Source organism: Providencia rettgeri (assembly GCF_041075285.1).
Lineage (GTDB): Bacteria > Pseudomonadota > Gammaproteobacteria > Enterobacterales > Enterobacteriaceae > Providencia > Providencia rettgeri_G.
In genome coordinates this window covers 2,970,134-2,982,698 of record NZ_CP163512.1, presented here as the reverse complement: position 1 = coordinate 2,982,698, position 12,565 = coordinate 2,970,134, and the positions used below count along the sequence as shown (strand labels likewise).

12 protein-coding genes are annotated in these 12,565 nt (G+C 42.7%); 2 read left to right on the top strand and 10 right to left on the bottom strand.

Annotated elements, in window-relative coordinates; all coding sequences use genetic code 11:
• Positions 1–39: 39 nt before the first annotated feature.
• Entirely contained in the window at positions 40–1,080 is a 1,041-nt protein-coding gene (locus tag AB6N04_RS13590) for a LacI family DNA-binding transcriptional regulator (RefSeq protein ID WP_369308836.1), read from the top strand.
• 69 nt (positions 1,081–1,149) lie between these two features.
• Here the strand turns inward: AB6N04_RS13590 and AB6N04_RS13585 are convergent, their stop codons facing one another.
• From AB6N04_RS13585 to AB6N04_RS13555, 7 genes are all read right to left on the bottom strand, one after another.
• Complete coding sequence (locus AB6N04_RS13585) at positions 1,150–2,136, bottom strand: NAD(P)-dependent oxidoreductase (protein WP_369308835.1); 987 nt, start codon at positions 2,134–2,136, stop codon at positions 1,150–1,152.
• Between the two features lie 12 nt (positions 2,137–2,148).
• The gene (locus tag AB6N04_RS13580; RefSeq protein ID WP_369308834.1) at positions 2,149–3,429 is read right to left on the bottom strand and encodes an MFS transporter; all 1,281 of its coding nucleotides are present in this window, start codon (positions 3,427–3,429) and stop codon (positions 2,149–2,151) included.
• A 13-nt stretch (positions 3,430–3,442) separates the two neighbouring features.
• The gene (locus tag AB6N04_RS13575) at positions 3,443–4,426 is read right to left on the bottom strand and encodes a sugar kinase (RefSeq protein WP_369308833.1); all 984 of its coding nucleotides are present in this window, start codon (positions 4,424–4,426) and stop codon (positions 3,443–3,445) included.
• Between the two features lie 3 nt (positions 4,427–4,429).
• Complete coding sequence (locus AB6N04_RS13570) at positions 4,430–5,179, bottom strand: sugar phosphate isomerase/epimerase family protein (protein WP_369308832.1); 750 nt, start codon at positions 5,177–5,179, stop codon at positions 4,430–4,432.
• A 306-nt stretch (positions 5,180–5,485) separates the two neighbouring features.
• Entirely contained in the window at positions 5,486–6,508 is a 1,023-nt protein-coding gene (locus AB6N04_RS13565; protein WP_369308831.1) for a type II toxin-antitoxin system HipA family toxin, read from the bottom strand.
• A complete protein-coding gene (locus tag AB6N04_RS13560) occupies positions 6,501–6,815 on the bottom strand; it encodes a HipA N-terminal domain-containing protein (protein ID WP_369308830.1) in 315 nt (104 codons plus the stop codon). The genes AB6N04_RS13565 and AB6N04_RS13560 overlap by 8 nt, the downstream gene beginning before the upstream one ends.
• Positions 6,800–7,126 (bottom strand): XRE family transcriptional regulator, encoded by a 327-nt coding sequence (locus AB6N04_RS13555; protein ID WP_369308829.1) that lies wholly within the window; start codon positions 7,124–7,126, stop codon positions 6,800–6,802. Before AB6N04_RS13555 ends, AB6N04_RS13560 begins: the two co-directional genes overlap by 16 nt.
• A gap of 628 nt (positions 7,127–7,754) precedes the next feature.
• Here AB6N04_RS13555 and AB6N04_RS13550 point away from each other — a divergent pair.
• On the top strand, positions 7,755–9,098 hold the full coding sequence (locus AB6N04_RS13550) for a phosphoethanolamine transferase (RefSeq protein WP_369308828.1): 1,344 nt from the start codon (positions 7,755–7,757) through the stop codon (positions 9,096–9,098).
• A 55-nt stretch (positions 9,099–9,153) separates the two neighbouring features.
• On the opposite strand, the gene AB6N04_RS13545 is transcribed toward AB6N04_RS13550, so the two are convergent.
• Genes AB6N04_RS13545 through AB6N04_RS13535 form a run of 3 tightly spaced genes read right to left on the bottom strand, consistent with a single transcriptional unit; the run spans position 9,154 to position 12,558 of the window.
• Complete coding sequence (locus tag AB6N04_RS13545) at positions 9,154–10,629, bottom strand: FGGY-family carbohydrate kinase (RefSeq protein WP_369308827.1); 1,476 nt, start codon at positions 10,627–10,629, stop codon at positions 9,154–9,156.
• Between the two features lie 11 nt (positions 10,630–10,640).
• Positions 10,641–11,504, bottom strand: a complete 864-nt coding sequence (locus tag AB6N04_RS13540) for an L-ribulose-5-phosphate 3-epimerase (RefSeq protein ID WP_369308826.1) — start codon at positions 11,502–11,504, stop codon at positions 10,641–10,643.
• Positions 11,505–11,523: 19 nt separating this feature from the next.
• The gene (locus AB6N04_RS13535; RefSeq protein ID WP_369308825.1) at positions 11,524–12,558 is read right to left on the bottom strand and encodes an ABC transporter permease; all 1,035 of its coding nucleotides are present in this window, start codon (positions 12,556–12,558) and stop codon (positions 11,524–11,526) included.
• Between the last annotated feature and the right edge of the window lie 7 nt (positions 12,559–12,565).

Below are 12,565 nucleotides of genomic sequence, written 5' to 3'. Positions count from 1 at the left end.
ATTCGAGTAAGATGATGCATTCGCCTTTGTTTTCAATATATGGAAAAAACGCTAGCGATGGCACCTAAAAATAAAAAAGTGGCAACAATTAAAGATGTAGCTGCCAAAGCGCAGGCTGGGAAAACCAGTATCTCTCGTTATTTAAACGGTGAATTCCATTTGCTGTCCGATAACATGCGTCAACGTATTGAAGCCGCTATTCAAGCGCTGAATTATCGCCCGAATCAAATGGCTCGCAGTTTAAAACACGGCCGAACGGGGTTGATAGGGTTGATTATTGCGGATATTGGGAACCCCTTTTCGGTTGAAGTGCTTAAAGGGGTTGAGTCAGAGTCTATTAAGCAAGGCTTTATGACGGTGGTGTGTAATGCAAACAATAGCATTGAATTGGAATGCCAATTTATTCAGTTATTAAAAGGCTATCGAGTTGATGGGTTAATTATTAATTCAGCGGGAGTGAATACACAATTTATTGAAGTGCTGAAACAAACCACGCTTCCTTTCGTCTTATTGGATAGAAAAATCGATGGTTTTCCGTGTGATATGGTGGGCTTAGATAATCCCGCATCCGCTGAAATGGCATTTAACCATTTGATAGAGCAAGGCTTTGAAGCTATTTGTTTTGTGACTGAACCCATTGAATATAACAGTGCCCGCAAAGAACGCCTGCAAACCTTTTCGCGGTTGCTCAATAAACAAGGGCAGATAAAAGGCGAGTTCCACCAAGTTACTTTACCGGACCCTGAGCGATTAAATACCATTGTTGCTGATTTTTGTACATCTCACCGTGGTATGCGCAAAGCCATTGTTGCAGCCAATGGTGTGTTAACTTTGCAGTTAGCTTATGTGATGCATCAGCAAGGGTTACGCTGGGGAGCCGATATTGGCTTTCTCAGTTTTGATAATCTCGAATGGGCCGCTTTTGCAGGGCAAGGGATCACCTCTGTTTCACAGCCTACCGCTGAAATGGGACATAAAGCCGTTGAATGTTTATTAGAGAAGCTGGAAAACCCCGAAAAAGCACCAACACAGTACTTATTTCACGGAGAATTGGTGGTGAGAAATTCCACCACATTGTAGCTGTCATTTAAGCAAAGAGAGAGAATAAGGGTTCTCTCTCTTTGTGTGAGCAATAAGGCGTGTCGCAGGTTAACGCGCCTGTAGTTGCATCGCGCTTAAATTAGCGCAGTTCTCGCTAAGATCGCCGTTTAGCGCGGCAATTAAGTTATCCACTGCACATTCCACCATTGCATAGCGTGTCTCATGGGTGGCGGAGCCAATGTGTGGCAGGGCAACGACGTTCGGTAATCTGAGTAGTTTAGAATCCGTTGGCAGTGGCTCCACTTCAAATACATCTAAGCCCGCACCGCGTATTGTGCCATTTTCGAGTGCGCTAATCAGCGCCGCCTCATCGATAATTTTCCCACGAGAACCATTGATTAAAAATGCACTCGGTTTCATTTTCGCGAGCTCGGCTTTACCGATCAATTTTTCAGTGGATGGCAGCAATGGGACTACCACACAAACAAAATCAGATTCCTTCAGTAGCGTATCTAAATCACAGCGGCGAGCATTAAGCCGTGTTTCTGCCTCGCTGTGTGCATGGTTGCTATAGTAGAGAACGGGCATGCCAAAACCTGCATTTGCTCGCTTTGCAACGGCATAGCCAATGCGACCCATACCTAAAATACCGATAGTTTTACCATTGACGTTGCTGCCGTAATCGCTTTCACCAATACTTTTCGTCCATCGACCATTTTTCACCATTTCCGCCATTTCGATAATGCGACGGGCACTGCAAAGTACTAAGGTGAAAATGGTATCTGCGGTGGTTTCGGTGAGCACATTGGGGGTGTGCATCAACGCAATTTTTCGCGCGTTCATGGTATCAATATCAAACTGATCAACGCCGACGGAAATCGTCGAGGCCACCTTTAATTGTGGTGCAAGAGCGAGCTCTTTGGCGGTAATTGGGTAACTTGCGCCAATAATTCCCTCTGCGGTACTTAACGCTTGATGGAAACTCGCCAAGTTTTCCTCAGTAATATCATCAAAAGCAGTGACATTAAATTGCTGTTGTAAGCGTGCAAGTTGCGTATCGGGGATTTTTTTATACAAAATGACATTCTTCTTCATGGTCGCCCCTTATTAAGCGTGTTTGACGATGGCAGAACCACCACTCGATCCTTGGTTGGGTTTCACAATTAGCGTAAAGAACACAGAGGCTAATAATGCCAGTCCCATAAACATATAGGAAGCACTTGGGCTGCCTGTGGCACCATTGAGGTAACCGACAAACCACGAGCCAAAGAATGATCCTAAGGCTCCCATGCTGTTGATCAACGCCATTGCACCCCCAGCCACGTTCTTTGGTAACATCTCAGGGATAATCGCAAAGAAGGGGCCATAAGGGGCATACATAGCAGCCCCTGCAATCACCAGTAATGTATAGGATAACCAGAAATTCGAATTGCCTAACAAGTAAGAGCCCAAGAAGCAAACAGCACCGATTAAGAGCATTGGCCAAACAAATAATTTACGGTTATGCATACGGTCTGAAGCCCATGATACTAAGATCATTGCCAGTGTGGCGGCAAGATAAGGCACCGCGGAAAGCCAACCTGTAGCCACCATTCCTAAATTCGAGGCACCACGAATAATGGATGGCAACCACAATACAAAGCCATACACCCCGATGCTCCAGCAGAAATACTGTGCGCATAGCAGCACAACGTTACGTGATTTGAACGCCTCACGGTAATTACGCACAGGTTTGATATTTTTCTGTTCATCAGTGAGAATTTTTTCTAGGTCGGTTTTTTCTTGCTGGCTTAACCAATTGACTTGGCTCGGTTTATCACGCGCAGTTTTCCACCAGAAGAATGCCCATAAAATCGCAGGAACCCCTTCAATAATAAACATTTCACGCCAGCCGAAAGCTTGGATCAAGTAACCCGATAACACTGACATCCATAATACCGTTACGGGGTTACCTAAAATTAAAAAGGTATTGGCACGTGAACGTTCCGATTGAGTGAACCAATTGCTGATGTAAATAAGCATAGCGGGCATTACCGCGGCTTCGACCACACCTAAACTGAAGCGGATAATCACTAGCATAGGAATATTACTGACCATACCTGTCAAGCTAGCAAATAAACCCCATAAAAAAATACAGGCAAAAATCAGTTTGCGGACGCTACGTTTTTCTGCATAGATAGCGCCTGGGATTTGGAAGAAAAAATATCCCAAGAAAAACAAGGAACCAAGCAGAGAAGACATTCCCTTGGTGATCCCTAAATCGGCGTTGATCCCTGCGGCGGCGGCAAAACTGTAGTTAGCCCGGTCGAGGTAGGCAAGGCTATAGGTGATAAACACGATGGGCATAATGCGCCACCAGCGTGATATTGCAGGAGCTCTGGTTGTCATAATTGATTCCTTCTTAGCATGCAGTATCTGCGATAGTTGAGGGAGAAAATGCCATCATTTCTTGCTGTAACTGTGCTCTTGTTGGCAAGCCTTCACTGTCGCCAATCACTTGAATGGCTCTTGCCCCCACAAAGTTTCCTCGTTCGATGGCTTGAGGTAAAGGTAAGCCTTCGAGGAGTGCACTGATCACCCCAACGGCAAAGCCATCGCCAGCACCGACGGTATCGACCACATTTTTCACTACACAAGCGGGCACAACACCCTGTTGATTATTTGATGTTTTGTAGTAAGCCCCTTGTTCACCTGTTTTAATCACAACGGTTTGCACTCCTTGAGCAAGGTAAAAATCGGCAATGGCTTCGGGTTGTGCAAAACCCGTGAGAATTTTGCCTTCTTTCAAGCCCGGTAAGACCCAATTCGCATGAAAGGCAAGTTGATTTAACTGAGTGATCATTTCATCTTCACTACGCCATAACGATGGGCGCAAATTGGGATCAAAAGAGAGCGTTTTTCCCGCTTTACGCATCCACTTTGCCGCATGTAGCGATAATTGATAACTGGTGGCAGAAAGGGCCGCCGCGACACCACTTAAATGCAAATGGCGAGCAGAAGAAAAATAATCCTCATTGAAATCAGTAAGATCTAAATGGCTTGCGGCAGAACCTTTGCGAAAGTACTCCACTTTGGGATCGGTTCCATTTTCGACTTTAGATTTGAGCTGAAAGCCTGTTGGATAATTATCATCAAACTTAACGCACTGATTATCAACATGTTCTTTATTTAGCGTATCTTGGATAAAACGGCCAAAAGAGTCATTGCCAAGGCGGCTTATCCAACCGCTTTTTAAGCCGATACGGGAAAGTCCTATCGCCACATTCAGTTCCGCCCCTGCGGCGCGGCGGACAAAGCTTTCAACCTCATGGAGTTCACCCGTTTTGGTTGCCACAAACATCATCATGGCTTCGCCGAGAGTTATAACATCTAATTGATTTTTCATGAGTTAAATCGCTTTTAACAGAGAAACATAGTGTTCGGTTACCGCTCGTAGGTCAGTGCCTTCTAACGGAAACTCAATACCACGTGGCACATTATTAGGTAAAACATGCAGCACCTCTTTCCATGAACCATCACTGTCATCAAGGGCAACCGCAACACGTTTACCAGCACGCAACAGGCAGGCCTTAACGTGAATATAAGCGACTTGCTGGGTAAAAATATGGGCTGCTTTGAGGGGATCTTCACGGTGCCAGTACCAGTTGGCCATGTCGAAAGCCATTTTAATTGGCATGTTTTGTGTCGTCACATCATTAAAAAAGCGTTCCAATGGGGCAATATGACCACCTACTTCGGTTTGGTCATTCTCTATTACGAGTTGTGTTGTATATTGATTGATGACGTTAATCACCTCAGACAAGTCATACTGTTCCGGTAACTCACCGAGTGATAGTTTTAAAAAACGGGCGTTAAGTTGCTTGGCTTGTTCGAAATAGCCTTTTAACTTATTGAGTTCGATAGGAGCATGTTGCTGAAATAGCGTATCAGGGACGGAATAGACAGCTTTTAACTGCCTTGCTTGTAATCCGTTAGCAATGTCCATCAGGTTATCATTAGGCAGCAAAAGTTCTTGACGGATCTCGACGCCATCTGCTTTTGCTCCTTGGATGGTGTCTAACAAGGACAGTTGTCCACCCAGTTGTTTTACGGTTTGTGTGCCGTAGGCTGCGGTGACCACAATAATCTCTTTGCTCATGACTTTCCTCTGTTTATTCACGGGGATTTCCCCCTTGTCATTGCGAATAAAAGCATTATGGAATCGGTTCCATAATGCTTGCTAGTGACAAAAGATGAAAATCAGAGCCATATCACTAATCAGACTCAGGCAAATACCTAATAGCCGATCCCTATCACAATTCATCATGTAATAAATGAAATGGAGAAGGGAGTCCTTACCCAGAGAAGGAGTCACCTTTACCAATAATCCGTGATTGAGATAGACCTGAGTGGTTAAGAAAAAGGAATAGCAAAGAATAATGAGATTAGAATAATAAGCATTTATCTAGAGCTCGGTAATATTAAGCAATGTCATTCTGCGGGCAACATAACGTAATATTTTCTCCCTATCTTCAGCTTGCATATGGCTAGCGGTATAAGTCTCGATAATAATAGGATGGCTTTTGATGACATCTAAGAGGAGCTTTTTAGCTAACTTGCTATTTAGTCCCATACCTTGTGCGAAAAGAATAAAATCAGCGCCAATATATTCGCCATATACAGAATCGAGACCCGGTGAAATATTGTTGTTGTTTTCTTCTATTTCAAGCAATGGTAGCGCTAAGTATTCGTTAAACACAGAAGCATAAGGGACAACACTAATAAAATCATAAATAGGGGCTAAGCGTGGTTTTCCATTATAAGGATGTATAATACCCATATTTCGCAGATGATAATCATTATTGCCTAGAACATAAGCATAGACAGTACGTAAAAATATATCTCGTTTACTTGCTAGGCTATCACTCACTGCTTTAATTAAAAACTTAGCTGCTCTTTCATAACTGACGCGTTTTCTGCCTGCAACATTGCCATATTTATCATCAATTTCCATCGCACCATCGAGTTGCTCTTGATGTATTTTTTCGCCATTGGGCTCAAGACGGTCATAACGTTTAACAATGAAAGCAAGTTCGTCTGCAATATGTTCTGTTCGTTTAAAGTAGATAAGGCCGAAGGGGGGAACCGCAAATCCTAACCGTTGCATCACTCTCATGGTTGCATGTTCATTTTCTGCAAGATAGGGATAGGCTTCCGGAGAGGGTTTGAGGATATACATCCCTTTATCACTCACTACTTGAAATTCACCTTTCTCTATTCGTAAGGAGAGTTTAGGTTGGTAGCCTGAAATACTCATGCCTTTTTGGTGTTGAGGCTGTTCTTGAATAAATTGATGGCGAGTAAAAGGTAATTCGAGGTTAATGTTCTTATTACCAAATAGCTGCTTAATCCCTATTTGAGAATAGCCGAAACTGTGTTCTGATGCTTTTAAAGGCGTTAGATTGATGAGGCAATGTTCTTTATTCATGCATAATCCTCTTAAATATAATAGCGCCAAGCAAGTCATTACTATTTTGTATTAGCATGCCGAATAAATCACTATCGTCTATTTTTTGAATTTCAGAATAACGCTTTCGCAGCCAGCCTTCAGGAGCTAACCCTTTAAAAAACGGGTGCAATTCTTTGCTCCAATAGGGTTCTGCCCTGACTTTCATGCTAAGAGATACAGGTTGTCCATGGTAATTTGGGTAATATGTAAAGCAAAACCCTGCGACTTCTTCACTCAAAATGCCAACGGGGGCATCATAAAGCCAAACCTCTACTTTTCGAGACATATTTTGAGCCCTAATTCATTCAGTAACCGATGAAGGTTAATCGCTTTAGCCATTAACGGGTCTGAGATGATCCGCTTAAATGTGGCAATAGAAACACCAATTTGCATCGCCATTTCTTCATAAGTTATCCCTTGTTTTTTTAGCTCTTGAATGATCAACTGACGTAACTCTTTCTTTTGTAAGGAAGCAAGATAAACGTACTCATTTTGTTGTATAGGCAAGGGAAAAGAGTCAGTTAAAACATAAGATAAAGATGACTTTTCTTCATCAGAAAGGTTTTTCACAGCGGATACGATTTCATCAAGATTCATTTTTGGGATTTCCATCGTTTTACTGGATATTTTATATACTATACGATGGCTCTAAATATGAAAAGTATCATTTTTGATACTATTTAGTAGTTTGATGTTGTTTATTAGTCCAATAAGTATACATATAAGATAAAAGTATCAAATATGATACTTTTTTATGCTTTGTTAGCAAGTGCTGGTGAGCAAATAGACTAAAAAAGCATCGTAGTATCAAATTTGATACTATTAAGTGACAAAAAATGAAAATCAGAGCCATATCACTAATCAAACTCAGGCAAAAACCTAATAGCCGATCCCTATCACAATTCATTATGCAAAGAATGTAACGTTCTTTATGTTTTATCTGATGAAAATAGATTTTTATAACCTTATGTTTTTAAATGTATTTTTTTGTTTTTGCAAATAAAGTGCTATAGCCAGATACGAGATAATGGGGTGAATTCGCATATTTTATTATTGCTATCTGTATCCCAATTTCTTATTTAGGATCTTTTAATGAAATATTATTTCAGTATATTAATGTTTAAATGAAATTTTAGTTCATTCATTGGCTGGTTTCACAAGCTCTACCCTGACTACACCACCGCAACTTAAAAAAATAATAAGTTATGAAGATGAGGTTCTGAACATGAAAGTAATTAAAATGACCGCACTTTATAGTGCATTTTTGTTAGCCAGCGTTTCGTTGTCCCAAGGGAATGCCAGTGAAAGCATGGGTGTGTATAAGAAAGCGTGTACTCCAGAATTAATTCAAGGTGCAAAAACCAATGCAGACTTATGTTATGGCGTGGAAACACCTAGCGATATTCAGATCACCAAAAAAAATGATCCTAAATATAAAATTAAAGTGGTGATTATTGGCGAAAGTACCAATAAAAATTACATGAATGTTTATGGTTACCCACTGGAAAACACGCCATTTTTATCTTCAGTGAATGGGCGTTTTTTTAATAATTTTATCAGTGCAGCATCCAATACGGTGCCCACATTAACTCGTGCTTTAGCGAAGAATGATTTAAATACGATTACAGAGCACCATGAAAAACCTTATTACAATAATAATTCGATTGTCGATTTAGCAAATAAAGCAGGCTACGAAACTTACTATATCGGGAACAATGGTAGTTTTGGTGATGATGAGATAGGGTTTACTAACTATTTTTTAAAAGCTGACTATTTCTTACCGGTAAGAGACAGTAAAGCTGGGTTTGATAACCTATTTGTCCAAGAAAAATTTGTCGTTGACGATAACGTGAATAAGCTGACCAATGATTTTAAAATGCTCCCCGCATTTAAAGCAGCGCTAAATAACCCGTCAGATAAAGAAAAAGTCATTTTTATTCATATGTGGGGACCGCATCATGATGGTTGGCCAAAAGGTGCATGTGGGCTTATCAAAGAGAACTACAATATCAACCCTGAACAGTTTGATACAGGATGGGGCAGTCTGGTGAATTGTTATGTCTCAGGGATAAAACTCAGTGATGATTTTATTGGTGATGTGTATAACATTTTGCAAGAAAATAATAAAAATGACGAAAACCCATTTTCCATCTTGTATTTTGCTGACCATGGGCAAGGTTTAGTGAAAGCGAATAAGCAACACGTTGCGGCTTTGGAGGCAGAATATAAAGGCTTCATTAAAACGGGGAACTTGTATCTACGCCACGGCCAATTGGTCAAAGGGGCGTATCAAATTCCATTAGTGGTGATAAATTCGGATGATACACAGCGTGAGTTCCGTGATGAAATCCTGAGTGAATGGAATTTATTTGACTACTTTGCTTCTTGGTTAGGGGTTGAGACTAACTTAACTGCCCCAGAAAAAACGATTGTGGCAGATAAAATTACACCAGAGAAAAATATTGATGTGTTCGTTTTCCCAAGAGATGAGTTTGTGAAGTACGATAGCTTGCCGCAAGATACCGTACTTTCTCCTGCAACGGTTAACACAAAGGTTGTGGCTGATTAATTGAACAAAAAAGGCAGGGCTTAATACAAGCGCTGCCTTTAGTGTTTTTGTGTATTTAATGACTGGCTAATGCATCCGCAACCGCTTTAAAACGCGCAAACTTATCACGCAATTGCTGGTGACCTGACGCGTTTGGTTGGTAAGTGGTGATTTTGGGGGTGCTCGCAGCAATCGCCGCATCAAACCCTGAATAATAGCCAGTTCCTACTGCGGCACACAGTGCAGCGGCTTGGCAACCGGATTGCTGCACGTTCACAACATCTAGCGGCAAGTTACTTGCATCACAGAACATTTGCATCCACAGTGGCGATTGTGTTGGTCCCCCCGTAAAACGGATGGACTCAGTGGTATTATCAAGGGCAACTATGCGGTCTTGGTGCAATAGGTGCGAGAACACGATCCCCTGATAAATCGCATAAACAATATCCGCATCAGTGTGGTGTGAACTTAACCCCAATAACCCACCATGCAAGTGACTGTGGTAGTTTGAACCATACAACCATGGGAAGAACAAAATATCGTTCTTCCGAGTTGCCCCTTCGGCCACGCAATGGTTGAGTACGTGATAATCTTGCAGCCGCTGGTTGAAGAAATGGCGGGTAAACCAAGCTAAATTACTGGCTGATGTTGGGCTACCTTCATGGACAAAATAGCTGCCTGGAATACAGTATTTACTCCAAACATACGGGTAGTCTGAGGGAACAATTTCATCAAACACTCGGGTGGAAATAGTCCATGTCCCCGCAACTGCACTCAGTTTGTCTTTTTGACTGACACCAGACGCTAATGCAGCGCCAACGACATCAAAAAAACCGCCAAACACGGGCGTACCCTCTACAAGACCTGACTCTGAAGCGGCTTGCTGTGTGACTGTGCCTGCAAGCTCGGCGGAATTGATAACAGGTGCAAGTTTGTCATTTACCTCATCAATGCCAAACAGTTGGCAGAGTTTAGGATCATAATTTGAGTGTGTTTGGTTATACAGTTGGCTGCCAGAAATATTGGTTTCTTCACAGGCAATTTGGTTCGTGAGTCGATAACGAATATAGTCGTGTACCATAAGAACATGGCCTGTATCTCGGTAGCTATCGGGCTCGTAGTCTTTTAACCATCGCAGTAACGCCACTGGGTGAGACGCCCAAAGCTGCTGTAAACTCAGCGGGTAAGCTTGGTCTGCGGTGCCATTTTGCTGCCATTCGTCAACAATCGCTTGGGCACGTGAGTCCGACGACACAATCCCTTTTCGAACTGGTTTCCCTTTTTTATCCAGTAAGTAGAGGCCTTTTCCATGTGAAGAAAAGCTGACCCCTGAAATTTGAGAAGCATTTAAGCGGCTATTTTTAATGGCATCACGGATAACATGGCAAGTGGCTTGCCACAATTCATCCATATTTCGTTCGCTGAAACCCGCTTCAGGGCTTTCGGTAGGAAACGGGTGTTCAGCAACGGTAATTTCTTGGCCTTCAGGTGTGTAGATCCCCGCTTTAATTACCGTTCCGCCGAGGTCAACACCCATAAAAAATGTGCTCATGTTGGGCTCCTTTACGCGTTGTTCCAACCCGCTTGCTGCATTTTGTCTTCCATCCACTGACGCGCCTTAATAATTTCCATTAGTGGCTCATCGGCTTTTTCCGTCCACATTTCAATCAGGAAAGTGCCACGGTAATTGAGACGTTTTAACAGCTTGAATAAATTCACGAAATCGACACAACCTTCACCAAATGGCACATCACGGAACTGGCCCTTACAGGTCTCGGTGACGGCGTAAGTATCTTTCAAATGAATAGCCGCAACACGCTCAATACCTTTGGTAAACTCCTGCTCCACATCATTACCCCAAGCTGTTAGGTTACCGACATCAGGATAAACGTTGAACCATGGAGAACGAATTTTGTCAGACAGGGCTTGCCATTTGCTAATAGAGTTCATAAATGGTGTATCCATGATCTCCACTGCGCACATCACTTGAGATGCTGCGGCGATTTCACTGACCCATTGCATGCCTTTTTCGAAGTTTGCAATGGTTTGGGGATCTTGTTCTTCATAGTACACATCGTAGCCAGCCAACTGGATAGTGCGGATACCAAGGTCTTGAGCGAGTTTGATAGCTTTTTCCATTAAGGTATATGCCATTAAACGTGTCCCTTCGTCATGGCTACCAAATGGAAAGCGGCGATGACCGGATAAACACATACTTGGAATGCGAACTCCCGTGTCTTGCATGGCTTTAACCAGTTCTAAGCGCTCTGCTTGGCTCCAGTCTAATCGAGCAAGGCGTTCGTCAGTTTCATCCACTGACATTTCAACAAAATCGAACCCTGCGGCTTTGGCGATAGCTAACTTTTCTAACCAACTGCTGTTTTTCGGTAAGGCTTTTTCATATATCCCAATCGGATGCTTGCGCATAATAATCTCCCTGAAAAATTTAACTTTGTGGCGATGCTTTATTACATTTTTGATTACGGGTCATAGCACGTTTGGCGCTCCACTTTTCTTTGAAGAATTTGAACGCTAATGCCAAAATTAAGGTGATACCCCAAACCGCAAGGTTAAAGTGCAGGCTAATACCGAGTAGGCTTAAGCCCGTTGCAATCACCTGCAAAACCAAGAGTGCACAGAAGACTCGGCTCACCTTACCAACTCCCCCAAATGGGTTAGTTCCGCCTAATACGATGGCAAGGATGGTCAGTAATAGATAAGAGTCACCGTAGCCCATGCGCGCAGAGTTAAAGCGTGCCATCATAATCAGCCCTGCCAGTACACACAGCAGGCTAGAAAGGGTATAAATGGCGATCATGACACGGTCAGTTCGAATGCCACTAAACCAGGTTGCGTTGATATTGCTGCCGCTCATGTAAATGTTCCTACCTAAGCGAGTGCAGCCTAAGAACAGTGCCAATAAAACGGCGGTGACAATAAAGATAATCATAGCAATCGGCACACCCAAAACAGTATCAGAGCCGATAGCGCGCACAATTGGTGGCATGCCACTGAGCGCCGCGCCTTTGGTCAAATACACCCCAATACCGCTGATGATAGTCATTGTCCCTAAGGTCACGAGGATAGGGTGCGCACCAATATGGGAAATCATTAGTCCTGTTAAACTACCGATAATCACGGCGATCACGGTCGCGCCAACTAAAGCAATAGCAAGCCACATAATCTGCGTGCCTGTGCCGGCATCGACGGGTAGGTAATTAATAAATACCCACGCCATAAATAATCCAGTTAAGTTGGCGGTGCTAATAATTGCTAGATTCAATCCGCCACTTAACATGGGCACAAACATGGCAAACGTCAGTAAGCCCAATTCAGGGAGTTGAAAGGTAATACTCAAAAAGGTGTTTTGAGTGAAAAAATGCCCTGGCATGGCGATACTAAAGGCTGCGATAGCCAGTACAAAGATTGAAAGCAGTCCGATAACAGAGCCATCAATTTTAAAAAAAGCTTGTTTTTTCATGGTGATA

What these genes read in the sequence shown, in the direction of transcription:
- AB6N04_RS13590 (WP_369308836.1), top strand. Translation starts at nt 40, where the DNA reads ATGGAAAAAACGCTAGCGATGGCACCTAAAAATAAAAAAGTGGCAACA.
- AB6N04_RS13585 (WP_369308835.1), bottom strand. Translation starts at nt 2,136, where the DNA reads ATGAAGAAGAATGTCATTTTGTATAAAAAAATCCCCGATACGCAACTT.
- AB6N04_RS13580 (WP_369308834.1), bottom strand. Translation starts at nt 3,429, where the DNA reads ATGACAACCAGAGCTCCTGCAATATCACGCTGGTGGCGCATTATGCCC.
- AB6N04_RS13575 (WP_369308833.1), bottom strand. Translation starts at nt 4,426, where the DNA reads ATGAAAAATCAATTAGATGTTATAACTCTCGGCGAAGCCATGATGATG.
- AB6N04_RS13570 (WP_369308832.1), bottom strand. Translation starts at nt 5,179, where the DNA reads ATGAGCAAAGAGATTATTGTGGTCACCGCAGCCTACGGCACACAAACC.
- AB6N04_RS13565 (WP_369308831.1), bottom strand. Translation starts at nt 6,508, where the DNA reads ATGAATAAAGAACATTGCCTCATCAATCTAACGCCTTTAAAAGCATCA.
- AB6N04_RS13560 (WP_369308830.1), bottom strand. Translation starts at nt 6,815, where the DNA reads ATGTCTCGAAAAGTAGAGGTTTGGCTTTATGATGCCCCCGTTGGCATT.
- AB6N04_RS13555 (WP_369308829.1), bottom strand. Translation starts at nt 7,126, where the DNA reads ATGAATCTTGATGAAATCGTATCCGCTGTGAAAAACCTTTCTGATGAA.
- AB6N04_RS13550 (WP_369308828.1), top strand. Translation starts at nt 7,755, where the DNA reads ATGAAAGTAATTAAAATGACCGCACTTTATAGTGCATTTTTGTTAGCC.
- AB6N04_RS13545 (WP_369308827.1), bottom strand. Translation starts at nt 10,629, where the DNA reads ATGAGCACATTTTTTATGGGTGTTGACCTCGGCGGAACGGTAATTAAA.
- AB6N04_RS13540 (WP_369308826.1), bottom strand. Translation starts at nt 11,504, where the DNA reads ATGCGCAAGCATCCGATTGGGATATATGAAAAAGCCTTACCGAAAAAC.
- AB6N04_RS13535 (WP_369308825.1), bottom strand. Translation starts at nt 12,558, where the DNA reads ATGAAAAAACAAGCTTTTTTTAAAATTGATGGCTCTGTTATCGGACTG.